Genomic DNA, 23,373 nt, shown 5'->3' on the forward strand with positions numbered 1-23,373 from the left:
TTTCTCGAGTATCAACGTGGCAAAACAGATCCAAGCTATTCGCGGTATGAATGATTGCCTGCCGGAGCAGAGCCCGGTATGGCAGAAAGTAGAACAGATCCTGCGCCAGGTCGTGGCCAGCTATGGCTACAGCGAAGTGCGCATGCCCATCGTCGAGCAGACCCATCTGTTCAAGCGTGCCATCGGTGAAGTGACCGACGTGGTCGAAAAAGAGATGTACACCTTTGAAGACCGCAACGGCGACAGCCTGAGCCTGCGTCCGGAAGGGACCGCCAGTTGCGTCCGTGCCGGCATCGAGCACGGTCTGCTGTACAACCAGGAACGCCGGATGTGGTACATGGGCCCCATGTTCCGTCACGAGCGTCCCCAGAAAGGCCGTTATCGCCAGTTCCACCAGTTCGGGGTCGAGCTGTTCGGCATCAACGGGCCGGACATCGATGCCGAGCTCATCATGCTGACCCACCGCCTGTGGCGTCTGTTCGGCATCAGCGATCACGTGACCCTGCAGCTCAACACCCTCGGTCAGAGCAGCGAACGTGCCGCCTATCGCGATGCCCTGGTCGCCTATCTGGAACAGTACAAGAGCGAGTTGGACGAAGAGAGCCAGCGCCGCATGTACAGCAACCCCCTGCGGGTGCTCGACTCCAAGGACGAAAAAGTGCAGGCCATCCTGGCGGGTGCCCCCCGTCTGTTCGACCACCTGGGCGAAGAGAGCCTGGCTCACTTCGAAGGGCTCAAGCGCCTGCTCACGGCGGCCGGCATCCAGTTCGAGGTGAACGAGCGTCTGGTGCGCGGCCTCGACTACTACAACCTGACCGTGTTCGAGTGGGTGACCAACAGCCTGGGGGCCCAGGGCACCGTCTGTGCCGGTGGTCGCTACGACGGCCTGGTGGAGCAGCTCGGTGGCCAGCCGACGCCAGCGGTCGGGTTTGCCATGGGGATGGAGCGTCTGGTGCTGATGCTTGAAACCCTCGAACTCAATGCTGACATCCGCCCCGCGGTGGATGTCTATCTCTGCATGGTGGGTGAGGGGACCGAGCAGGCTGGCTTTGCCCTGGCCGAGCGCCTGCGCGATGCCCTGCCGGACTTGCGCCTCATGAGCCACTGCGGCGGCGGCAACTTCAAGAAACAACTCAAGCGTGCCGACAAGAGCGGCGCGGCCATTGCCCTGATCCTTGGGGAGACCGAGGTGCAAAGCGGGGAGATCACCATCAAATATCTGCGTGGCCAGGCCGAGCAACAGACCGTCTCGGTCGATGCCGCCATCGCCCTGCTGGCAGCGAAAGGAGAGTAAGCTGTGGAAGTGTATACCACTGAAGAACAACAGGTTGAGGTCATCAAGAACTGGTGGAAAGAGAACGGCACCTCGGTGATCGCCGGGACCGTGATCGGTTTGGTCGGCCTCTTTGGCTGGCGCTACTACAACGAGATGCAGCAGAACAACCAGGAAGCCGCCTCCCAGGCTTACAACGAGATGACCGCCCAGCTCGCCAAGGGGGATGACGCCGCTCTGGAGCAGGCAAAGAGCTTCATTACCGCCCACAAGGGTGACGCCTATGCCGAGCTGGCTGCCCTGCAACTGGCTGCGGCCGCCGTCAAGGCGGGCAAGCTGGATCTGGCTGCCGAGCAGCTGACCCAGGTGGCCGCCAGTGGCGATGACAGCATCAAGCCCATCGCCGCCCTGCGTCTGGCAAGGGTCCTGAGCGATCAGGGCAAGGCTGACGAGGCCCTGGCCCAGCTTGGCAAGATCAACAACGACGCCTTCAAGGCCCAGGTGGCGGAAGTGCGCGGCGACATCCTGCAAAAGCAGGGCAAGGCCGAAGAAGCGCGCGATGCCTATCAGGCGGCGGCGGATGCCGGCGGCCTGCAGAGCAGCGCCGAACTCAAGCTGAAGATGGATGATCTGGCGCTGCCAGCCGTCACTGCGGGCGAGGCTCCGGATGCGTAATCTGTACAAGCGAATGGCGCTGGGGGTGGCTGTCTCCTTCGCCTTGCAGGGGTGCTCCCTGTTCAGTTCGGAAGAGGATCTCAACCCCATGGCACCCCTGCCCAAGGTCGAGTCCGCGTTCACTGCCGATACGGCATGGTCCTCCTCGGTTGGGGATGGCATCGGCAACTTCTACTCCCAGCTCAAGCCGGTGGTGGAAGAGGACCGCATCTATGCAGCGGCCCGCGATGGCGATGTGACCGCCTTCGAGCGCGAGAGCGGCAAGGCGCTGTGGAGCGTGGATCTGGCAGATCTGCCCATCAACGCCGACAAGCGCAGTGCCCGTCTCTCCGGTGGCCTGGTCTCCCGCTACGGCAAGCTGTTCCTCGGGTCCGAAAACGGGGTGGTCTACGCCCTGAACGAGGCCAACGGCGAAGTGCTGTGGCAGACCACGGTTCCTGGGGAAGTGGTGGCGAGCCCCGCCGTCGAGGATGGCCGCGTGGTGGTGCTGACCACCTCCGGCCGTCTGGTGGCGCTCGATACCGACGAGGGCAAGCTGCAGTGGACCCTGTCCGAAGAGCAACCGCCCCTGACCCTGCGCAGTGCCGGCGCCCCCATCATCACCAACGGTGCCGTCATCTATGGCCGCGCCGATGGCAAGGTGGGCATCGCCCTGCTGAGCAACGGCCAGCCGGTGCGTCAATCCAAGGTGGCTGACCCGCGCGGCGCCACCGAACTGGATCGGATGGTGGACGTCGATGCCAGCCCGCTGATTGCCGGTGATGAGCTCTACGCCATCGCCTACAACGGCCAGTTGATGGCGCGCAAGCTGATGAGCGGCGACGAAGTGTGGAAGCGCAAGTATTCCGGTTATCGCGACATGGCGGTGACCGGCAATGCCATCGTGCTGACCGACAGCCGCAGCCATCTGTTTGCGGTCGATCGTCGCAACGGTCTCGAGCTGTGGTCCAACACCCAGCTGGAAAACCGCACCGTGACCGCCCCCGTCATCCTGGGTGACTATGTGGTGGTCGGCGATGTGGAAGGTTACCTGTATTGGCTGGACCGTACCGACGGGACCATCAAGGCCATGCAGCAGCTCGACAGCAGTGGTCTCTATGCCGCTCCGCTGGTGGAGGGTGACACCCTGTATGTGCAGAGCCGTGACGGCAAATTGTACGCCCTCAAGCGTCCTTGATCGTCCGATAATGTGAATATCCGGCTCCTGGTCTTCGGACCCGGAGCCTTTGTCGTCTTGAGAATGAGGCTTTTATGACTCCTGTAGTTGCCCTGGTGGGCCGCCCCAACGTGGGGAAATCCACCCTGTTTAACCGCCTGACCCGTACCCGGGATGCCCTGGTTGCCGACTTCCCCGGCCTGACCCGGGACCGCAAATATGGCCAGGCGAAGCTGGGCGAGCTGGAATTTATCGTGGTCGATACCGGCGGTATCGATGGCACCGAGGAGGGGATCGAGCTGAAGATGGCCGAGCAGTCCCTGCTGGCCATCGAAGAGGCCGATGTGGTGCTCTTCATGGTGGATGCCCGTGCCGGTCTCACCGCGGCGGATCAGGCCATCGCCGAGCACCTGCGCAAGACCCACAAGAAGGTTTTTCTGGTGGCCAACAAGACCGACGGCATCGACGGTGACTCCGCGGTGTCCGAGTTCTACGGTCTGGCCCTGGGCGAGGTCTACCAGATGGCGGCCGCCCACGGCCGTGGCGTACTGAGCCTGCTGGAGCTGGCCCTGGCCCCTCACCTCGAGACCCTGGTCGGCTCTGCCACCGAGGCACAAGAGGAAGAGGAGCTGGAGGAGTTCGACGAAGAGGCCCTGCTGCGCATGGTGGCCGCCGGTGAGCTCGACACCCGGGAAGACACCAAGGAGACGCCGTTCGCCGACCTGCCCATCAAATTTGCTATCGTCGGTCGCCCCAACGTTGGCAAATCCACCCTGACCAACCGCATGCTGGGTGAAGATCGGGTCATCGTCTACGACATGCCGGGTACCACCCGCGACTCCGTCTACATCCCCATGGAGCGCGACGATCAGAAATACGTGGTCATCGACACCGCCGGCGTGCGTCGCCGTGGCAAGGTGCACGAGACGGTGGAGAAGTTCTCCGTCATCAAGACGCTCAAGGCGATTGAAGATGCCAACGTCTGCCTGCTGGTCATTGACGCCCGGGAGACCATCACGGATCAGGACTTGAGCATCCTCGGCTTCGTGCTCAACAGCGGCCGCTCCGTGGTACTGGTGGTCAACAAGTGGGACGGCCTGGATCAGAAGGTGAAAGAGGACGTCAAGAACGAGCTGGACAGACGCCTGGGCTTCATCGACTTCGCCCGGGTGCACTTCATCTCCGCCCTGCACGGCAGTGGCGTCGGTCACCTGTTCGAATCCATCAACGAGGCTTACGAGTCCGCGACTCGCCGCACCAGCACCGCCATGCTGACCCGCATCATGCAGATGGCCCAGGAAGATCACCAGCCGCCCATGGTGAATGGTCGCCGGGTCAAGCTGAAGTATGCCCACGCCGGTGGCTACAACCCGCCGCGCATCGTGATCCACGGTAACCAGTTGAATGACCTGCCGGACTCCTACAAGCGCTACCTCATCAACTACTTCCGCAAGTCGTTGAAGATCATGGGGACGCCGATCCGGGTGGAGTTCCAGGAGTCGGTCAACCCGTTCGAGGGCAAGAAGAACACCCTGACCCTGAGCCAGGAACGCCAGCGCAAGCGCCTGCTCAAGGCCAAAGCGAAGAAATAAAGCCCTGCGGCTGCCCTTACCGGCAGCCGTTTTTCTTGATGGCCCTCCTCAGGGCAGACAAATCGGGGGAGGGGCTGCAAGTGACGCCGGTGCACAGTGACCTAAAGAGGAGTCGAGAAGAGAATGAACACGCTGACCTGCCCTGCCTGTCAGGGCGAACTGGACAGCCGCAGCCGCGAGACGACGTGTGGCCAGTGTCAGGCCCGTTATCGCATCCGGGCCCTGTGTCCTGCCTGCGGGCAGGAACTGGAGCGGCTTCGGGCTTGCGGCGCGGTGGATTATTTTTGCAACCACTGCAACACCCTGGTCTCCAAGCGCACCGTTCTGTTTGAAGCGCAGCCTGACAAGGCATAAAAAAACCCGGCTGATGCCGGGTTTATACTGTGTGCTCCGCTATCAGCAGCGTGAAGGAGCGGTTTCTGTGCCAGATCTTGCGTTTCATGTCGGCCAGCTTGAGCTTGCGTCTCGGGCTCCAGGCACATTTGGTTTTTCGGGCCAACATGGCTCTTCTGCGTGCTCGCATCCTGTTCTCCTCCCTGGTCTTGCGTGGGGCCGAAAGGGCCCTTGGCAGGAACTGCAACGCAATGAATACATTGCAATAAGTTCGCTCCAGCGCCCCTCGTATACCCAAGGATGGTAACAGAGAACAGGGCAGGAAAACACACCCCCGGCGAGGCTAGGGGGTGATGATCTGTTTGACCACTTCGGCGATGATGGCCGGACGCTGCGCCGGCACGTCCGGCTCGCTGCTGTCGTCCTCGTCCAGCTCTTCGCGACGATGGGCCTTCTGCTGTTCGTTGTCGAGCCAGAGCAGGCTCTGGTAGTACTGGCGCACGTTGTTGACATAGTTGCGCGCCTCGCCGCCACGGGCATAGCCATAGCGTACCTTGCGATGCCAGCGTGACTGCTGCAACAGGGGCAGCACCTCTTTCACGTCGCTCCAGGCGTCCGGGTTCTTGCCCAGCTCTTTGGTCAGGCGGCGGGCATCCATCATGTGGCCGTAGCCGATGTTGTAGGCGGTGAGGGCAAACCACACTTTCTCGTCCGCCGGGACCGAGTCGGGCACCTTCGCCATCATCTCCTGCAGGTAGCGGGCGCCCCCCTTGATGCTCTCTTCCGGGTGGGTGCGATCGTTTACCCCCATCGCCTTGGCGGTCGGACCGGTGAGCATCATCATGCCGCGCACCCCGGTGTAGGAACGTGCCTGGGGATCCCAGTGGGATTCCTGATAGCTGATGGCGGCCAGCAGCCGCCAGTCGATATCCTTGGCGTGGGTCTGGAACAGCGCCTGGTACTTGGGCAGCAGGCTCTTGGCCCGTTGCAGGAAGGTACGGGTGTCGACGAAGTCGAAGTTCTGCACGTGGCCGAAGTACTTCTCGTCGAGCTTGGCGATGGCGCCATCCATGAAGCGCTGACCGAAGAAGTCGATGATGCTGGCGTAGAGGCTGTCGTCGGGCAGCTTGGTCATGGCCCAGGCCACGGTCTGCTTGCTGGCGAGGGTCAAGCCTTCGGTGAGTTCGGGGTAGTAGCGCTGGGTACGGGCCAGTATGGTGTCCTGCACCACGGTGTAGTCCACCTTGCCGTCGGCCACCTGCTTGAGCAGCTCCTCCACGTCCGCATCCCGATTGGTGCTCCACTTCAGGTTGGGGTACTGCTTGGCCAGCTCCTTCATCAGGTCCTCGCCGGTGGAGCCCGCCGGCACCACTATGCTGCCCTTGATGTCACCGAGGTTCTTGGGCCTGGGGGAGCCGTTGCGATAGACCAGCTTGGGGGAGACCTGGTAGAAGCCAGGACCGAAGCGGAACAGCTTGCGCCGCTCCGGGGTCACGACGATGGCGGCGGCGGCGAGATCCAGCTTGCCCTTTTGCAGTTGCTCGACCAGCTCGGCGGTGCTGTAGGCCGGTACTATGGTCAGCTTGACCCCCAGCCAGTCGGCGTAAAGCTGCGCCAGCTCGTAGTCGAACCCCAGTGCGGTGTCGTCACGCTGGTAATAGGAAGTGGGGCCATAGAGGGTGCCAACCCGGATCTCGCCTCGCTGGCGGATCTGCTCCAGTTGGCTGGAGGGGTGGTAGAAGTCGCAACCGGCCAGGGCCAGCGTCAACATCATCCCGATGAACAGTCGAAAAATGCAGCGCAAGTAGGTGAGTACCCTTGTTGAAAAAAACGGCATTTGTCAAAAAAGAGGCACCTTTATACCAGAGAGTATGAAGGGAGTCACACCGCGCGAGATGAGAAAAACGTTTGTTCAGGATGGGCCTGATCCCTATAATACGCGCGTCTCAAATCCCCCCACACTCTAAAACTTGGTGAGAAAGGTATATGGAAATCTTGCGTGGTGCCCCAGCACTGTCTGAGTTTCGTGTCCACAAGCTGCTGCAGAGCTGCGCACAGAGAGGAGTAGAGATAGCAAGCGTCTATGCGGAATACGTGCATTTTGCCGAGCTGACGAGCCCGCTGTCGCCCCCCGAGCGAGCGACCTTGGGCCAGCTTCTGCGCTACGGCCCGACCATCCCGGAACACACCCCCAGCGGTCAGCTGTTCCTCGTTACCCCCCGCCCCGGCACTATTTCCCCCTGGTCTTCCAAAGCAACCGACATCGCCCACAACTGCGGCCTGAAACAGGTCAAGCGGCTGGAGCGCGGCATTGCCTATTACGTGCAGGCCAAGGGTGAGCTGAGCGTGGCCCAGCGTAGCGAGATCGCGGCCCTGCTGCACGATCGCATGATGGAAGTGGTCTTTGCCGAGATGAACGAGGCCGCCGCCCTGTTTGCTCACCACGAGCCGCGCCCCTTTACCCAGGTAGATGTGCTGGGTGGTGGTCGCGCCGCCCTGGAAGAGGCCAACGTGACCCTGGGTCTGGCCCTGGCCGATGACGAAATAGATTACCTGGTGACCAACTTCACCCGGCTGGGTCGCAATCCCAACGACATCGAGCTCTACATGTTTGCCCAGGCGAACTCCGAGCACTGCCGTCACAAGATCTTCAACGCCGACTGGACCATCGACGGCGAACAGCAGCCCAAGTCGCTGTTCAAGATGATCAAGAACACCTTCGAGCAGACGCCGGACCATGTCCTGTCTGCCTACAAAGACAACGCCGCGGTGATGGAAGGCAGCCAGGGTGGCCGCTTCTTCCCGAGCCCCGCCAACGGTGAGTACCAGTATCACCAGGAGCGCGTCGACATCCTGATGAAGGTGGAGACCCACAACCACCCGACCGCCATCTCTCCCTTCCCGGGTGCCGCCACCGGCTCCGGCGGCGAAATCCGCGACGAGGGTGCGACAGGGCGTGGCGCCAAACCCAAGGCGGGCCTGGTGGGCTTCTCCGTCTCCAACCTGCGCATTCCCGGCTTCGAGCAGCCCTGGGAGCAGGACTTCGGCAAGCCGAGCCGCATCGTCAGCGCCTTTGACATCATGCAGGAAGGGCCCCTTGGCGGCGCCGCCTTCAACAACGAATTCGGTCGCCCTGCCATCCTGGGTTACTTCCGTACCTTCGAAGAGCAGGTGCCGAGCCACAACGGCGTCGAGGTGCGCGGCTACCACAAGCCCATCATGCTGGCGGGTGGCATCGGCAACATCCGCAGCGAGCACGTCCAGAAAGGGGAGATCCCGGTGGGGGCTGCCCTCATCGTGCTGGGTGGTCCGGCCATGAACATCGGCCTGGGTGGCGGCGCAGCCTCCTCCATGGCGTCCGGTCAGTCTGCCGAAGATCTCGACTTCGCCTCCGTGCAGCGTGACAACCCCGAGATGGAGCGTCGCTGCCAGGAAGTGATCGACCGCTGCTGGCAACTAGGGGACGACAACCCCATCGTCTTCATCCACGACGTGGGCGCCGGTGGTCTCTCCAACGCCATGCCGGAGCTGGTGAGCGACGGGGAGCGTGGTGGTCGCTTCGACTTGCGTGCCATTCCGAACGACGAGCCGGGCATGAGCCCGCTGGAAGTCTGGTGCAACGAATCCCAGGAGCGCTATGTGCTGGCTGTGGCCCAGGACAAGCTGCCTCTGTTCAAGGCCCTGTGCGAGCGCGAACGCGCCCCCTATGCCGTCATCGGCACCGCCACCGAAGAGAAGCATCTCACTCTCTCTGATGATCACTTTGACAACCAGCCCATCGATCTGCCGCTGGACGTGCTGCTTGGCAAGGCGCCCAAGATGCACCGCGACGTGCAGAGCCTGCCCGCCCAGGGCAAGGCGCTGCAACTGGACGGCATCACCCTCAGCGACGCCGCCGAGCGCGTGCTGCGCCTGCCGACCGTGGCGGAGAAGTCCTTCCTCATCACCATCGGCGATCGCACCGTAACGGGCCTCGTCAACCGCGACCAGATGGTCGGCCCCTGGCAGATCCCGGTGGCTGACTGCGCCGTCACCGCCGCGACCTACGACAGCTACCACGGTGAAGCCATGTCCATGGGCGAGCGCACCCCGGTGGCGCTGCTCTCTCATGCCGCCTCCGCCCGCATGGCGGTGGCCGAGGCCTTGACCAACCTGGCACCGGCCAATATCGGCTCCCTCAAGCGGGTCAAGCTCTCCGCCAACTGGATGTCCGCAGCCGGCCACCCGGGGGAAGATGCGGGTCTCTACGAAGCCGTGAAAGCGGTGGGCGAAGAGCTCTGCCCGGCCCTTGGCATCACCATCCCGGTGGGCAAGGACTCCATGTCCATGAAGACCCGCTGGCAGCAGGACGGGGAAGAGCGCAGCGTCACCTCGCCGCTCTCCCTGCTCATCTCGGCGTTTGCCCGGGTCGAGGACGTGCGCAATACCGTGACCCCGCAACTGCGCACCGATCTCGGTGAGACCGACCTTATCCTCATCGACCTTGGCAACGGCAAGCAGCGCCTCGGCGCCTCGGCCCTGGCCCAGGTTTACCGCCAGCTTGGGCAAAGTGCCCCGGATCTGGACAACCCGGTCCAGCTCAAGGGCTTCTTCAACGCCATCCAGGCGCTGGTGGCGGATCGCAAGCTGATTGCCTACCACGACCGCTCCGACGGCGGCCTCTTCGTCACCCTGACCGAGATGGCGTTTGCCGGTCACTGCGGCCTCGACATACAGCTCGATCGCGTGGGTGGCGACCTGCTGCCGGCCCTGTTCAACGAGGAGCTGGGTGCCGTCATCCAGGTTCGTCGCGAAGACAAGGAAGCGGTGCTGACCCTGCTGGCCGGTCACGGTCTGGCAGCCTGCTCCCACGTGCTGGGCACGGTGCGCGAAGACGACCTCATCCTGTTCCAGCGTGCCGGCAGCGAGGTTTATCGCGCCAGCCGCACCGCCCTTCGCACCATCTGGGGCGAGACCAGCTGGCAGATGCAGCGCCTGCGGGACAACCCGGAGTGCGCCGATCAGGAGCATGCCGCCCGCCAGGACGCCACCGATCCGGGTCTGCAGGCCAGGCTCACCTACAACCCGTCCGACGACGTGGCCGCGCCCTATATCGCTCGCGGGGTTTCTCCCCGTCTGGCGGTGCTGCGCGAGCAGGGGGTCAACTCCCACGTGGAGATGGCGGCCGCCTTTGACCGCGCCGGCTTCACCGCTGTCGACGTGCACATGAGCGACATCCTCGAGGGGCGCATCAAGCTGGAAGATTTCCAGACCCTGGTGGCCTGTGGCGGCTTCTCCTACGGCGACGTGCTGGGGGCGGGTGAAGGCTGGGCCAAGTCCATCCTGTTCAACGACAACGCCCGTGAGCAGTTCCAGCGCTTCTTCGAGCGCGGCGATACCCTCTCCCTGGGGGTGTGCAACGGCTGCCAGATGATGTCCAACCTGCGTGACCTCATCCCGGGGGCCGATCTCTGGCCGCGCTTCGTGCGCAACCGCTCCGAGCGCTTCGAGGCGCGCTTCAGCCTGGTGGAAGTGCAGGACTCCCCGTCCGCCTTCTTCGCCGGGATGGCGGGCTCCGTGATGCCGATTGCCGTCTCCCACGGGGAAGGGCGCGTGGAAGTGCGCGATGCCGCTCACCTGGCTGCGCTGCAACAAAGCGGTCTGGTGGGGCTGCGTTTCGTGGACAACCGCGGCAACGTCACCGTGCAATACCCGGCCAACCCCAACGGCTCCCCTGACGGTATCACCGCGGTGACCAGTGCGGACGGTCGCGCCACCATCATGATGCCGCACCCGGAGCGGGTGTTCCGCACCGTGGCCAACTCCTGGCACCCGGACAACTGGGGTGAGGATGGCGCCTGGATGCGCATGTTCCGCAATGCTCGGGTTCGCCTGGGTTAAGCGCCAGCAAGAAACCAAAAACCGGCCCTTGTGGCCGGTTTTTTTATGGGCATGGGTCTGAGAATGGGGAGGGCAGGAGGAGACGATCACGATGGGGGCGAGGCCGTCTTCAGCTCGCTGCTCCGCCAGCTGCTTGCTGGAGGATATGGGATGGATTGAGGGGGCCGATCTAGTATCGCCTGCCAGACGGGCAAGCCGGACCGGGCCTTGGCGGACATAAAAAACCGGCCACGGAGGCCGGTTTTGCTGTGTGAACTGTGAACCTGAGGCTAGCGCAGCACCACGTGCTGGAAGCCCTGCACCAGGCTGATGACGGGCTGGGGGTAGATGCCGAGCAATACCACCAGAATGGCGGAGAGCAGCACCACCAGGCCCCCGGAGGAGAAGGCCCAGTCGGCCCTGGCATCGCGCAGTTGCATACCGGGTTCACGCAGGTAGAGGGTGACCATGACCCGCAGGTAGTAGTAGAGCCCCAGGGCACTGCCGAGCACGATGGCGCCACTGAGCCACCACAGCTTGGCATCGACGGTGACGCCGATGAGGTAGAACTTGCCGATGAAGCCCAGTGTCATGGGGATCCCCGCGAGGGAGAGCATCATCACCGTCATCACCGCCGTCAGATAGGGGCGCTTCCAGAACAGACCGCGATAGCTGTGCAGGGAGTCCGCATCCTTGCCGCGATAGGGGCTGGACATCATGCTGATGACGCCGAAGGCCCCCAGGCTGGTGAACAGGTACATCAGCAGGTAGACACCCGCCGCTTCCACCGGCATCTCGCCGAGGCGGCTTGCCACCACCACCGCCAGCAGATAGCCGAAGTGGGAGATGGAGGAGTAACCCATCATCCGCTTGATGTTGGTCTGGATCAGCGCCAGGAGGTTGCCGACCACGATGGAGACGACCGCCATGGCCGCCAGCAGCCAGTGGATCATGGGATCTGAGGTGGCGGGTACTGCCAGGTAGAAGCGCAGCAGCACGCAGAACACCGCTATCTTGCTCACTGTGGCGAGGAAGGTGGCCACCGGTGCCGGCGCCCCTTCATAGACGTCCGGGGTCCAGAGGTGGAAGGGGGCGAGGGACAACTTGAACGCAAAGCCGACCAGCATCAGGCCAAAGCCCCCCATCAGCAGCGGATGGTGAGCCGGGCTCTGGGCCAGGGTCACACCGAGATCGCTGAAGCTCAGGCTTCCGGCCTGGGCGTAGAGCAGTGCCATGCCGAACAGCAGGAAGGCGGTGGCACTGGCGGAGAGCACCATGTACTTGATGCTGGCTTCCAGCGAGTGCCGCTCGCGATAGGCATACCCCACCAGACCGAACATGGGCAGGGTCAGCATCTCGATCCCGATGAAGAGCGAGGCGAGGTGACGGGAGGCCGCCAGTACCAGACCACCTGCGGTGGCGATGAGCAGCAGCAGGTAGAACTCTTCCCGGTTGTCCGGATAGCCCTTGAGCCAGGTGCGACCGAAGGTGCAGGTGGCCAGGGCCCCGATGAGCACCAGCCCCATGTAGAAGACCGCGTAAGCGTCCACTTGCAGCAGGGGAGTGACCCCCTGATCCCCCTGGGCCATCACGATGGGCAGGGAGAAGAGCGCGAGGTTGAGGCCGATGATGGTGACCACGAAGGCGGTGTCGTCACAGCGCTTCCAGGCGATGGCCAGCATCAGGGCCACCATGGCCCCCGTGGTCAGCAACAGGGGCAGCAGGGCCAGCAGTTGAGAAACAGTAAACGTCATGACAGTGCTCCCGACATGGACAAGGAAGGCGAAAGAGAAAGCATCATTGCAGCGCCCCCGTGCCCGGCAGCGCGTACCAGTGCAGCACGCTCAGGAGGCTGCTGCTGGCGGTGTCGAGCACCGGCTGGGGATAAAGACCGAGCAGCACCAAGAGGCCGGCGATGGTCAGCATCATGGTCAGTTCCCGGGTATCCAGCCCCTTGAGCATGCTCTCTTCCCGGGGCGTCCCGAAGCAGGCCCGCTGCAGCATGATGAGGGAGTAGACCGAGGCCAGCACCAGCCCGAAGGTGGCGATGACGGTGATGACGGGGGCCACCTGGAAGCTGCCGATGAGGATCAGGAACTCGCCGACGAAGTTGCCGGTCCCCGGCATCCCGAGGGATGCGACGGAGAAGAACAGCATCACGCCGGGCAGGTAGCGCAACCGTCCCCAGAGACCGCCCATCTGGCGCAGATCCCGGGTGTGCAGGCGCTCGTAGAGCTGGCCGCACAGGATGAAGAGGCCGGCGGCCGAGAGCCCGTGGGCAATCATCTGTACCACTGCCCCTTGCAGGGCGAGCTCGCTGCCGGAGTAAATGGCGATCATCACGAAGCCCATGTGGGAGATGCTGGTGTAGGCAACCAGCCGCTTGATATCGGTCTGGGCAAAGGCCAGCAGGGCGCCATAGACGATGCCGATGAGGCCGAGCACCATGGCGTAGGGGGCAAACTCGGCGGACGCCTCGGGGAAAAGCGGCAGAGTGAAGCGCAGCAGGCCGTAGGCCGCGGTTTTCAGCAAGATGCCCGCCAAGTCCACGGAGCCTGCGGTGGGCGCCTGGCTGTGGGCATCAGGGAGCCAGCCATGGAGCGGCACCAGGGGCATTTTGACCGCGAAGGCGATGAAGAAGCCCAGCATCAGCAGCCACTGTACCGTGCTGCTCATGGGGGTGTTGAGCAGTTCCTGATAGTTGAAGGTGAAGACACCGGTGGCGGCGTGGTGGGTCAGTACCAGGCCCAGGATGGCCACCAGCATGATGAGGCCGCTCGCCTGGGTGTAGATGAAGAACTTGGTGGCGGCGTTGATGCGCGACTTGCCATCGGTGACCGAGTGGCCCCAGAGCGCGATCAGGAAGTACATCGGCACCAGCATCATCTCCCAGAAGAAGAAGAAGAGGAACAGATCCACCGCCATGAAGACGCCGAGCACGCCCCCCAGGATCCACAGCAGGTTGAGGTGGAAGAAGCCGATGCGCTGGACGATCTCCTTCCAGGAACAGAGGATGGCCAACACGCCGATGAAGCTGGTGAGGATCACCATCAGGAGCGACAGCCCGTCCACGGCGAGGTGCAGGGAGATGCCGAAGCGGGGGATCCAGGGTTGTTGCCACTCGGCTGCCCAGACGGGGAGGCCGGGGTTGGCGAGGGTGAAGTCACCACCGAGCCAGATGGCGCTGGAGAGCACCAGACAGGCGCTCATGGAGGCGAGGGCCACCCAGCGAACGAATTGTCCGCCGAGCCGCTCCATCTGCCAGCAGAGCAAGCCGCCGATGAAGGGAATTAGCAAGATCCAGAGTAAGGTCACGATATCAGCTCTCATCTAGGTTCTAGTCGGGCAGGCGCTGAGCCTGCCACACAATATTGGGCTCATGGATCAGCCGAGCAGCAGCAGGGCCAGGATCAGGGCGGCGCCCATCCCCATGGAGGCTGCGTACCAGCGCAACTTGCCGGAGACTGTCCAGGCCAGCAGATGATGCCCCCCCTGGGCCAGCACGGCGGGCAGGTTCATCATCCTGTCCAGCGGATCCTTGCCGAGCAGGCGAGTCGCCAGCAGGTAGGGCTTGACCCAAATCAGGTCATAAAGCCAGTCAAAGCCCCAGGCATTGAACCAGAGGGTGGACAGAGCCCGCCCCGGTGCACTCTCGGCGATCCCCTTCGCCAGGCGACGTTCGCCGAGGAAGAGGAAGGCGGCCAGCGCAATGCCTGCCACGGCGATGACGCCGGAGAGGATCTCGAGGCCATGGCGTCCCTCTTCGATGTGATCCCCCGGGCCTGCCGGCAGTACTCCGGCGAGCGGCGGCACTATCAATGCACCCACCCCGGTGGAGAGCACCAGCAGCACCAGCAGTGGCAGATGGTGGGCAAGGCCCTGTCCGGCGTGAGCCTGGGTCTGCTCCTTGCCGTGGAAGGCGATGAAGATGAGGCGGAAGGTGTAGAGGGAGGTGAGGAAGGCACCACCCAGACCGGCCCACAGCAGGGCGCTCTGGCCGCTGGCCTGCACCTGCCAGAGGATGGCGTCTTTACTGTAGAAACCGGCGGTCACCAGCGGCAGCGCGGCCAGGGCCGAGCCCCCCACCAGGAAGCAGGCATAGACCAGCGGCAGGCGATGCCGCAGACCTCCCATCTTGAAGATGTTCTGCTCGTGGTGGGTCGCAACGATGACGGCCCCGGCGGAGAGGAACAAGAGCGCCTTGAAGAAGGCGTGGGTCATCAGGTGGAAGATGGCCCCTTCCCAGGCACCGACCCCCAGGGCCAGGAACATGTAACCAATCTGGCTCATGGTGGAGTAGGCCAGGATCCGCTTGATGTCGGTCTGCACCAGCGCCGCAAAGCCCGCCAGTACCAGGGTAATGGCACCAACCAGCGCCACCAGATGGAGGATCTCCGGTGCCAGCAGGAAGAGGCCGTGGGTGCGGGCTATCAGGTAGACGCCGGCAGTCACCATGGTGGCCGCGTGGATCAGCGCCGAAACCGGGGTCGGACCCGCCATGGCGTCCGCCAGCCAGGTCTGCAGCGGCAGCTGGGCTGACTTGCCGACCGCGCCGCCGAGCAGCATCAGGCAGGCAAACGACAGGGCAGGGGAGCCTTCTGCGAACATCGCGGGGGCGCGCACCAGCAGCTCGTGAATGTTGAGGGTGCCGAGCTCGCGGTAGAGCACGAAGAGCCCGATGGCGAGGAAGACGTCGCCGACCCGGGTCACCACGAACGCCTTGAGGGCGGCGGCGCCGTTGTTGCGATCCTTGTAGTAGAAGCCGATCAGCAGGTAGCTGCACAGCCCCACTCCTTCCCAGCCCAGATAGACGAACAGCAGGTCATCGGCCAGCACCAGGAACAGCATGCTGGCGATGAAGAGGTTGGTGTAGGTGAAGAAGCGCGAATACCCCTCTTCCCCGCGCATGTACCAGGAGGCGAACAGGTGGATGAAGAAGCCCACCCCGGTCACGACCCCCAGCATGGTCAGCGACAGCCCATCCAGGGAGAGACGGAAGGCGGGCTGGAACTCGCCCACCGTCATCCACTGCCACAGGGTCTGGGTATAGACGCCGCCTTCCGGCATGGTATTGAGAAAATCGATGCCGACCCACAGGGTAGTGAGGGCCGAGAGACCGATGCTGCCGACACCGATGAGCGCCGAGGTGCGCTCGCCGAGGCGGCCGAGGGAGAAGGCCAGCAGCAGCCATCCCAGCAGCGGGAACAGGAAAGTCAGATATAGGAGGCTCATCCGCGCATCTCGCTCACAGTGTCCACGTTCAGGGTGTGGTAACGACGATAGAGCAGCAGTAACAGGGCGAGGCCGATACTGGCCTCCGCTGCCGCCAGAGAAATCACCAGTATGTACATGATCTGGCCGTCGGCCTGGGCCCAGCGGCTACCCGCCACCACGAATGCCAGGGCGGACGCGTTCATCATGATTTCGATACTCATGAGGATAAACAACAGGTTGCGGCGTATCAGCAGGCCGCACAGGCCGATGGCAAACAAAATAGCCGCCAGCAGGAGGCCGTGCTCCATGGGAATTCCACTCATCGCCATGCTCCTTGTGCTTGCTGGATGGAAAGGGGGCGGGCTGCCGGCAGCAGGCCATGCCTCACCACGGGGATGTCGCTCATTGCTGACCTCCTTCCTGTGTGGTGCGAGGCACGGAGAGCACTTCCCCGCTCTTGTCCTCGCGGCCCAGGTGATAGGCGGTGACCAGACCCGCCAGCAGCAGGATGGAGGCGAGCTCCACCGCCAGCACATAGGGGCCGAACAGGGCGATACCGACTTCCTTGGCGCTGACCTCGGTCAGACCCAGTTCACCGCCGGTCACGCCGAGAATGCCGTGGGCCAGAAAGCCCAGCAAAATGAGGGAGAGCAGGGCCGGGCCACCCCAGGTCATGGGGGTGAGCCACTTCTTCTCCTGATCCTGGGCGCTCCCCAGGTTCAGCATCATCACCACGAACACGAACAGCACCATGATGGCGCCGGCGTAGACGATCACCTGCAGGGCCCCCGCAAAGGCGGCGCCCAGGCAGAAGAAGATCATGGCCACGGCGATGAGGGAGATGATGAGATTGAGCAGCGCATGCATGGGGTTGCTGGTGCTGATCACCCGCAGCGTGCTGTAAACGGCGACCAGGGCCGCGGCATAGAATGCCAGTTCCATGATTGACTCCTAGGGCAGCAGGCTCTTGACATCGATGGGCTTGGCTTCGTTCTCGGCATCCCCTTTGGGTTTGCCGTCGATGGCCATCCCGCTCATGCGGTAGAAGTTGTAGTCCGGGTATTTGCCGGGGCCGCTGATCAGCAGATCTTCCTTCTCGTACACCAGATCCTGGCGACGATACTCCCCCATCTCGAAATCCGGCGTCAGCTGGATGGCGGTGGTGGGGCAGGCCTCCTCGCACAGGCCGCAGAAGATGCAACGGGAGAAGTTGATGCGAAAGAACTCCGGGTACCAGCGGCCATCTTCCCGCTCCGACTTCTGCAAAGAGATGCAACCGACCGGGCAGGCAACAGCACACAGGTTGCACGCCACGCAGCGTTCGTCGCCATCGGGATCCCGGGTCAGTACGATGCGACCGCGAAAGCGGGGGGCGGCGTAGACCGGCTGCTCCGGGTAGCTCAGGGTTTCACGGGGGCGCCAGGCATGGGAGAAGACCATCCCAAGACTGCGCAACTGGGTGCCAACACCCTTGATAATGCTCGTAATTTTCATAGGTGCCTCACTGCACATTTATCAGCACTGGCGCCTGGGCGTTTCCTTGCCGCAGACGGCCGAATCATCGTCATGTCCATCTCGTTTTGCTCACGCATTCATCAGCACCACGGCAGCGGTGACCAGCATGTTGAGCAGGGTCAGGGGCAGGCACACTTTCCAGCCAAAGGACATCACCTGGTCGAAGCGCGGGCGGGGCAGGGAGGCCCGCAGCAGGATGAAGAACACCATGAAACAGGCTGTCTTCAGGGCGAACCAGATGAAGGGCGGCAGCCAGGGGCCGTGCCAGCCACCGAAGAAGAGGGTCACGATGAGGGAAGAGATCAGCACGATGCCGATGTACTCCCCCACGAAGAAGAGACCCCACTTCATGCCCGCGTACTCGATGTGATAGCCGTCGGCGAGCTCCTGCTCGGCCTCCGGCTGGTCAAACGGGTGGCGGTGGGTGACGGCGACCCCGGCAAACAGGAAGGTGACGAAGCCCAGGATCTGGGGGATCACGTTCCACATGCCGGCCTGGGCCTCGACGATGTCACGCAGGTTGAAGCTGCCGGTCTGGATGACGATGCCCATGAGCGAGAGGCCAAGGAACACCTCGTAGGAGAGGGTCTGGGCCGAGGCGCGCAGGCTGCCGAGCAGGGAGTATTTGTTGTTGCTCGACCAGCCGGCGAACAGCACGGCATAGACCGCCAGCCCGGCGATCGCCAGGATATAGAGCAGCCCCACGTTGAGATCCGCCACGCCCCAGGTGGGGGTGATGGGCACCACCGCAAACGCCAGGATGAAGGCGGTGAAGGCGATGATGGGGGCCAGCACGAAGATCCGGCGATCCGCAAAGGGCGGGATCCAGTCCTCCTTGAAGAACATCTTGACCATGTCGGCCGCCAGTTGCAGCAGGCCGAAGGGGCCAACCCGGTTGGGGCCGTAACGGTCCTGCCACAGTGCCAGCAGGCGGCGCTCGATGAAGCTCATGAAGGCGCCGGCCCCCACGATCCCCACGAGCACGACCAGGGCCTTGCCGACCTCGATCAGCAGATCCATCAGAGAGTCGCTCATGCGATGACCTCCTGCAGGTTATCGATCAGGGCGTGGTGCAGGGCGGTCGGCAGGCCGTTCACCCCGAGTGGCAACCCTGCCAGGCCCTGAGCCAGCGCATCGCTCAGGCGCAGACGCAGGCGCCAGTGGTTGCCACCCCAGGAGAAGGCCACCAGCGCGTCAGGGGACAGTGCCAGGCGCTCGGCATCCGCCGGGTTCAGTACCAGGGTGGGTTCCCCCATGCGAGCCTGGATGACCGGGCTTCTGGCGGAGAGCTCCTCGCCACCGAACAGCTGGTCATAGCTCACCACCTGCAGGGATGCGGCGGGCTGGAAGGGAGCCGGGATGGCGCCAAACCAGCCCAGGTTGCCTTCGCCCGGCTCCAGCAGGCGGCGACCGGGATCCCCGGCACGCAGGTTGCCACCCACCTCGTCCTGGAACTTGTTCCAGGCGGAGGGGGAGTTCCAGCCCGGCGCCCAGGCAAACGGTACCTGGGAGAGGGGCTGGCGGGCACCGGCGTAGCCTTCCATGGAGAAGGCGAACGGCGAATCGGGATCCTGGGCGACTCTGGGCTCGCTCACGTTCTGGTTTGCCAGCATGGAGGTGCGACCACTGTAGCGGTGCGGCTCCCGGGCGAGCTTCATGCCGCGAATGCGCAGGCCGGCGTTGGGTGCAGCTTCACCCATGGTGGTGAGCAGCGGGGCGCTGGCGGCGCAATCGCGACTCACATCGTCGAAGGTGTTCCAGCGAACCGAACGCGGTTGCTGGCTCCCTTGCAGGGCATCCAGCCAGCGCCAGCTCTCGCGCACCTGGATATCGGCGTTGTAGAAGGCGGGAGCATAGACCTGGAAGAAGCGCTGGGCGCGGCCTTCCATGTTGATAAGCGTCCCGTCGCCTTCGGCAAAGCTGGCGGCAGGCAGCACCAGATCCGCCTTCTTCGCGGTGGCCGTCTCCTGATGGTCGATGACCAGCAGGTGTTGCAGGCGATCCAGGGCGGCGTCCACCCGGCTGCGGGGGGCTCGGCGGTAGAGGTCGTTCTCAAGAACGACCAGGGCAAGCCTCTCTTCCCCTTCCATGCGCTCGAGGGCTGCCTCCAGCGGGGCGGCATGCCGGGCCAGCATGGCCAGCCCCAGGCTGTTGGCTTCCTGAGCCACCAGGGCAAGTTCCGCGGCCTGGCCACGGCCCTTGAGGGCGCGGGCGATGTTGCTGGCCGCTTCGATCAGCGCCTCGTTGCGGGCACCATTGCCTGCGATGATGAGGGGCTTTTTGGCGTTGCCAAGCAGGTCGGCCCATTGGGCGGCGAGGGCCTGCTGTTCGGGGGAGAGATCCGTTGGTGCAGGTGCACTGGCATCCAGCAGGTGGGCGATGGCAAACCCGAGGCGCGCCTGATCCGCGTGGGGGGCGTGCAGGGTGCTGCTCGCCACGTCATCCAGGCGGGTGGCATCCAGACTGGTGATGAGCAAGGGGTAGCGCTGGTTCTGGGCCAGGGTCTGCACGGCAGCGACCTGCCAGAGGTCCACCTTCAGCTTGCGGGCAATGTCGCGCCCCTTGCCTTTCACCGCCTGACGCAGGGCCAGGGCGATGCGGGCGGCGGTCTGGGTGACATCTTCCCCGAGCACCAGCACGGCGTCGGCCTCTTCCATGTCGCGCAGGCTGGTAGTACGCACGCCGCCGTGCTCCAGAATGTCCAGCATCTTCTGCAGGCATTTCCATTCGCTCTGCTCGACCCCGGAGTAGAAGTTGGCGGCCCCCACCAGTTCGCGCAGGGCGAAGTTGCTCTCCAAGGAGGCGCGGGGTGAGCCGATGCCGATGACGCCGCTGGCGGTGCGCAGCGCATCCGCGGCCCGGTTCAGGGCGCCATCCACCGTGATGGCCAGCTTGTCACTGCCATCTTGCAGCAGGGGTTGGCGCGGGCGGTCGGTCAGATTGACGTGACCGTAGCCGAAGCGGCCGCGATCGCAGAGGAAATAGTGGTTCAGGGCGCCGTGGAAACGGTTCTCGATGCGGCGCAGCTCGCCGTAGCGCTCACCCGGGCTGATGTTGCAGCCGACCGAGCACCCCTGGCAGATGCTGGGGGCGAACTGCATGTCCCACTTGCGGTTGTAACGCTCGGAGTGGGTCTTGTCGGTGAAGACGCCAGTGGGACAGACCTCCACCAGGTTGCCGGAGAATTCGCTCTCCAGGGTGCCATCCTCGACCCGGCCGAAGTAGACGTTGTCATGGGCGCCATAGACCCCGAGATCCTCGCCACCGGCGTAATCCTTGTAATAGCGCACGCAGCGGTAGCAGGCGATGCAGCGGTTCATCTCGTGGTTGATGAAGGGGCCCAGATCCTGATTCTGGTGGGTGCGCTTGGTGAAACGGTAGCGGCGGCTGTTGTGGCCGGTCATCACCGTCATGTCCTGCAGGTGGCAGGCGCCACCCTCTTCGCACACCGGGCAGTCGTGGGGGTGGTTGGTCATCTGCCACTCCACCACCGTCTTGCGAAACTCCTTCGCCTCTTCATCCTCGATGGAGATATAGGTGCCATCGGTGGAGGGGGTCATGCAGGACATGACCAGGCGGCCGCGCTTGTCGTCGGCATTCTGATACTGTTTGACCGCGCACTGGCGGCAGGCACCGACGCTACCCAGCGCCGGGTGCCAGCAAAAATAGGGGACGTCCAGACCCAGCGACAGACAGGCTTGCAGCAGGTTGTCTGCCCCGTCTACCTCGTACTCTTTACCGTCTACATGAATGGTTGCCATACAACTTCCCTGAAACCTGTTTTATGAAATCGGCTATTGCCCGATGCGTCCTGGCGCTTACCAGCGCTCGCCCAGCAGGTTGGGCTGGATACCCTTGAACAGCTTGTGATTGTCATGGGGGGCCTTGACCCCGGCCTCGAACTCGGACCGGAAATACTTCATCGCACTGCCAAGGGGCTCGACGGCGCCGGGGGCATGGGCACAGAAGGTCTTGCCCGGGCCCAGGAAACTGACGAGCTGTTCCAAGGTCGAGAGATCCTCGGGTTGGCCCTCGCCCCGCTCCAGCGCCCGCAGGATCTTGACGCTCCAGGGCAGGCCGTCGCGGCAGGGGGTGCACCAGCCGCAGGATTCGCGGGCAAAGAACTCCTCCATGTTGCGCAGCAGGGAGACCATGTTGATGCTGTCATCCACCGCCATGGCAAGGCCCGTACCCATGCGGGTGCCCACCTTGCCGATGCCGCCAGCGTACATCTGGGCATCCAGGTGCTCGGGCAGCAGGAAGCCGGTGCCGGCGCCGCCCGGTTGCCAGGTTTTCAGGCGATAGCCGGGCTTCATGCCACCGGCGTAGTTTTCGAACAGCTCGCGGGCGGTGATGCCAAAGGGCAGCTCCCACAGGCCGGGATTGTTGACCTTGCCGGAAAAGCCCATCAGCTTGGTGCCGTGATCTTCCGAACCCGGCAGTGCCAGCCCCTGATACCAGGCCACACCGTTGCCGATGATGGCGGGGACGTTGCACAGGGTTTCGACGTTGTTGACGCAGGTGGGCTTGCCCCAGACGCCGGAGACGGCGGGGAAGGGGGGTTTGGCCCGCGGGTTGGCGCGCCGTCCTTCCAGGGAGTTGATGAGGGCCGTCTCTTCGCCGCAGATGTAGCGACCTGCGCCGGTGTGGACGAACAGCTCGAAGTCAAAGCCCGAGCCCAGGATGTTCTTGCCAAGGAGCCCCGCGGCCTTGGCCTCTTCCACGGCGCGGCGCAGGTGGATGGCGGCATCCACGTACTCGCCGCGCAGGAAGATGTAGCCGCGATAGGCCTTGAGAGCCCGGGCACTGATGATCATCCCCTCGATCAGCAGGTGAGGCAGCTGCTCCATCAGCATGCGGTCTTTGTAGGTATTGGGTTCCATCTCGTCGGCGTTGCAGAGCAGGTAACGGATGTTCATGCTCTCGTCTTTGGGCATCAGGCCCCACTTCACGCCGGTGGAGAAACCGGCGCCGCCGCGTCCTTTGAGGCCGGCGTCCTTGACGGTGCTGACGATGTCATCCGGGCTCATCTGGCCAAGGGCCTTGCGGGCGGCTTCGTAGCCCTGTTTTGCCTGATACTCCTCGAGCCACACCGGCTGACCATCGTCCCGCAGGCGCCAGGTGAGAGGGTGAGTCTCGGCGGTGCGGGGGATGCGGTTGGCGGTGCCGAGGGAGGCAAGCGTCTTGCCTGGCTGAATGCTCATGGGTAAGCCTCCAGGGTTTTCAGCAGGCTGACGGCATCGAGTCCGCCATAGGTATCGTCATCGATCATGATGGCCGGCCCCTTGTCGCAGTTGCCGAGGCAGCAGACGGGCAACAGGGTGAAGCGGCCATCCGGGGAGGTCTGACCGGGGGCCAGATTGACGACCTCTTTCAGACCAGCAAGCAACTGCTCGTGGCCGTTGATGTAGCAGACCATGCTGTCGCAGACGCGGATGATGTGACGACCCACCGGCTGGCGGAAGATCTGGCTGTAGAAGGTGGCGACCCCTTCCACGTCGCTGGCGGGGATGCCGAGCTCGGCGCCGATGGCGTGAATGGCGCCGTCAGGCACCCAGCCACGGGCCTGTTGCACTATCTTGAGCGCTTCGATGCTGGCTGCACGGGGATCTTCGTAGTGGTGTTTCTCGTGTTCGATGGCATCGCGCTCAGCCTGGCTCAGGACGAAATCTCCCTGCTGGCTGCTGCATGCCCCTTGCCCTTGTGGGGTCTGGTTATTGTGACACTGACATTGGCTCATGACTTGACCTTTTGTG

17 protein-coding genes are annotated in these 23,373 nt (G+C 63.7%); 6 read left to right on the forward strand and 11 right to left on the reverse strand.

Annotated elements, in window-relative coordinates:
- Nucleotides 1-16: 16 nt before the first annotated feature.
- The 5 genes from hisS to MUW49_RS09800 all read left to right on the forward strand — a co-directional run bounded on the left by hisS (nucleotide 17) and on the right by MUW49_RS09800 (nucleotide 5,050).
- Nucleotides 17-1,294 (forward strand): histidine--tRNA ligase, encoded by a 1,278-nt coding sequence (gene hisS, locus MUW49_RS09780; protein WP_039038721.1) that lies wholly within the window; start codon nucleotides 17-19, stop codon nucleotides 1,292-1,294.
- A gap of 3 nt (nucleotides 1,295-1,297) precedes the next feature.
- Nucleotides 1,298-1,948: a tetratricopeptide repeat protein gene (locus MUW49_RS09785; protein ID WP_010675047.1), complete on the forward strand. Its 651-nt coding sequence runs from the start codon at nucleotides 1,298-1,300 to the stop codon at nucleotides 1,946-1,948.
- The gene (bamB, locus tag MUW49_RS09790) at nucleotides 1,941-3,125 is read left to right on the forward strand and encodes an outer membrane protein assembly factor BamB (RefSeq protein ID WP_244812664.1); all 1,185 of its coding nucleotides are present in this window, start codon (nucleotides 1,941-1,943) and stop codon (nucleotides 3,123-3,125) included. The genes MUW49_RS09785 and bamB overlap by 8 nt, the downstream gene beginning before the upstream one ends.
- Before the next feature lie 74 nt (nucleotides 3,126-3,199).
- A complete protein-coding gene (gene der / locus MUW49_RS09795) occupies nucleotides 3,200-4,696 on the forward strand; it encodes a ribosome biogenesis GTPase Der (RefSeq protein ID WP_010675045.1) in 1,497 nt (498 codons plus the stop codon).
- Nucleotides 4,697-4,819: 123 nt separating this feature from the next.
- Complete coding sequence (locus MUW49_RS09800) at nucleotides 4,820-5,050, forward strand: zinc ribbon domain-containing protein (RefSeq protein WP_039038718.1); 231 nt, start codon at nucleotides 4,820-4,822, stop codon at nucleotides 5,048-5,050.
- A gap of 322 nt (nucleotides 5,051-5,372) precedes the next feature.
- Here MUW49_RS09800 and mltF read toward each other — a convergent pair whose 3' ends face one another.
- Nucleotides 5,373-6,866, reverse strand: a complete 1,494-nt coding sequence (gene mltF / locus MUW49_RS09805; RefSeq protein ID WP_042880710.1) for a membrane-bound lytic murein transglycosylase MltF — start codon at nucleotides 6,864-6,866, stop codon at nucleotides 5,373-5,375.
- A 149-nt stretch (nucleotides 6,867-7,015) separates the two neighbouring features.
- On the opposite strand from mltF, the gene purL reads away from it, so the two are divergent.
- The gene (gene purL, locus MUW49_RS09810; protein ID WP_124243918.1) at nucleotides 7,016-10,909 is read left to right on the forward strand and encodes a phosphoribosylformylglycinamidine synthase; all 3,894 of its coding nucleotides are present in this window, start codon (nucleotides 7,016-7,018) and stop codon (nucleotides 10,907-10,909) included.
- Between the two features lie 269 nt (nucleotides 10,910-11,178).
- Here purL and nuoN read toward each other — a convergent pair whose 3' ends face one another.
- The 10 genes from nuoN to nuoE form a co-directional block, all read right to left on the reverse strand.
- Nucleotides 11,179-12,642 (reverse strand): NADH-quinone oxidoreductase subunit NuoN, encoded by a 1,464-nt coding sequence (gene nuoN / locus MUW49_RS09815; RefSeq protein ID WP_113977582.1) that lies wholly within the window; start codon nucleotides 12,640-12,642, stop codon nucleotides 11,179-11,181.
- Nucleotides 12,643-12,685: 43 nt separating this feature from the next.
- Nucleotides 12,686-14,203: an NADH-quinone oxidoreductase subunit M gene (gene nuoM, locus MUW49_RS09820; RefSeq protein ID WP_010675038.1), complete on the reverse strand. Its 1,518-nt coding sequence runs from the start codon at nucleotides 14,201-14,203 to the stop codon at nucleotides 12,686-12,688.
- A gap of 69 nt (nucleotides 14,204-14,272) precedes the next feature.
- The gene (gene nuoL, locus MUW49_RS09825; RefSeq protein WP_202040402.1) at nucleotides 14,273-16,120 is read right to left on the reverse strand and encodes an NADH-quinone oxidoreductase subunit L; all 1,848 of its coding nucleotides are present in this window, start codon (nucleotides 16,118-16,120) and stop codon (nucleotides 14,273-14,275) included.
- Entirely contained in the window at nucleotides 16,117-16,425 is a 309-nt protein-coding gene (gene nuoK, locus MUW49_RS09830; protein WP_010675036.1) for an NADH-quinone oxidoreductase subunit NuoK, read from the reverse strand. The genes nuoL and nuoK overlap by 4 nt, the downstream gene beginning before the upstream one ends.
- Nucleotides 16,426-16,504: 79 nt before the next feature.
- Nucleotides 16,505-17,044, reverse strand: coding sequence for an NADH-quinone oxidoreductase subunit J (gene nuoJ / locus MUW49_RS09835; RefSeq protein ID WP_010675035.1), 540 nt, complete (start codon nucleotides 17,042-17,044; stop codon nucleotides 16,505-16,507).
- Nucleotides 17,045-17,053: 9 nt separating this feature from the next.
- The gene (gene nuoI / locus MUW49_RS09840) at nucleotides 17,054-17,596 is read right to left on the reverse strand and encodes an NADH-quinone oxidoreductase subunit NuoI (RefSeq protein ID WP_010675034.1); all 543 of its coding nucleotides are present in this window, start codon (nucleotides 17,594-17,596) and stop codon (nucleotides 17,054-17,056) included.
- A gap of 90 nt (nucleotides 17,597-17,686) precedes the next feature.
- Complete coding sequence (gene nuoH / locus MUW49_RS09845) at nucleotides 17,687-18,652, reverse strand: NADH-quinone oxidoreductase subunit NuoH (RefSeq protein ID WP_010675033.1); 966 nt, start codon at nucleotides 18,650-18,652, stop codon at nucleotides 17,687-17,689.
- Nucleotides 18,649-21,378 carry an NADH-quinone oxidoreductase subunit NuoG gene (gene nuoG / locus MUW49_RS09850; protein ID WP_244812665.1) on the reverse strand — a complete coding sequence of 910 codons (2,730 nt, stop codon included), beginning with the start codon at nucleotides 21,376-21,378 and terminating at the stop codon, nucleotides 18,649-18,651. Before nuoG ends, nuoH begins: the two co-directional genes overlap by 4 nt.
- Before the next feature lie 57 nt (nucleotides 21,379-21,435).
- On the reverse strand, nucleotides 21,436-22,821 hold the full coding sequence (nuoF, locus tag MUW49_RS09855; RefSeq protein ID WP_244812666.1) for an NADH-quinone oxidoreductase subunit NuoF: 1,386 nt from the start codon (nucleotides 22,819-22,821) through the stop codon (nucleotides 21,436-21,438).
- Nucleotides 22,818-23,357, reverse strand: coding sequence for an NADH-quinone oxidoreductase subunit NuoE (gene nuoE, locus MUW49_RS09860; RefSeq protein ID WP_010675030.1), 540 nt, complete (start codon nucleotides 23,355-23,357; stop codon nucleotides 22,818-22,820). Before nuoE ends, nuoF begins: the two co-directional genes overlap by 4 nt.
- Nucleotides 23,358-23,373: the final 16 nt, after the last annotated feature.

This window comes from Aeromonas sp. LsrichE-8G (genome assembly GCF_022869435.1).
GTDB classification, from domain to species: Bacteria; Pseudomonadota; Gammaproteobacteria; order Enterobacterales; family Aeromonadaceae; genus Aeromonas; species Aeromonas caviae.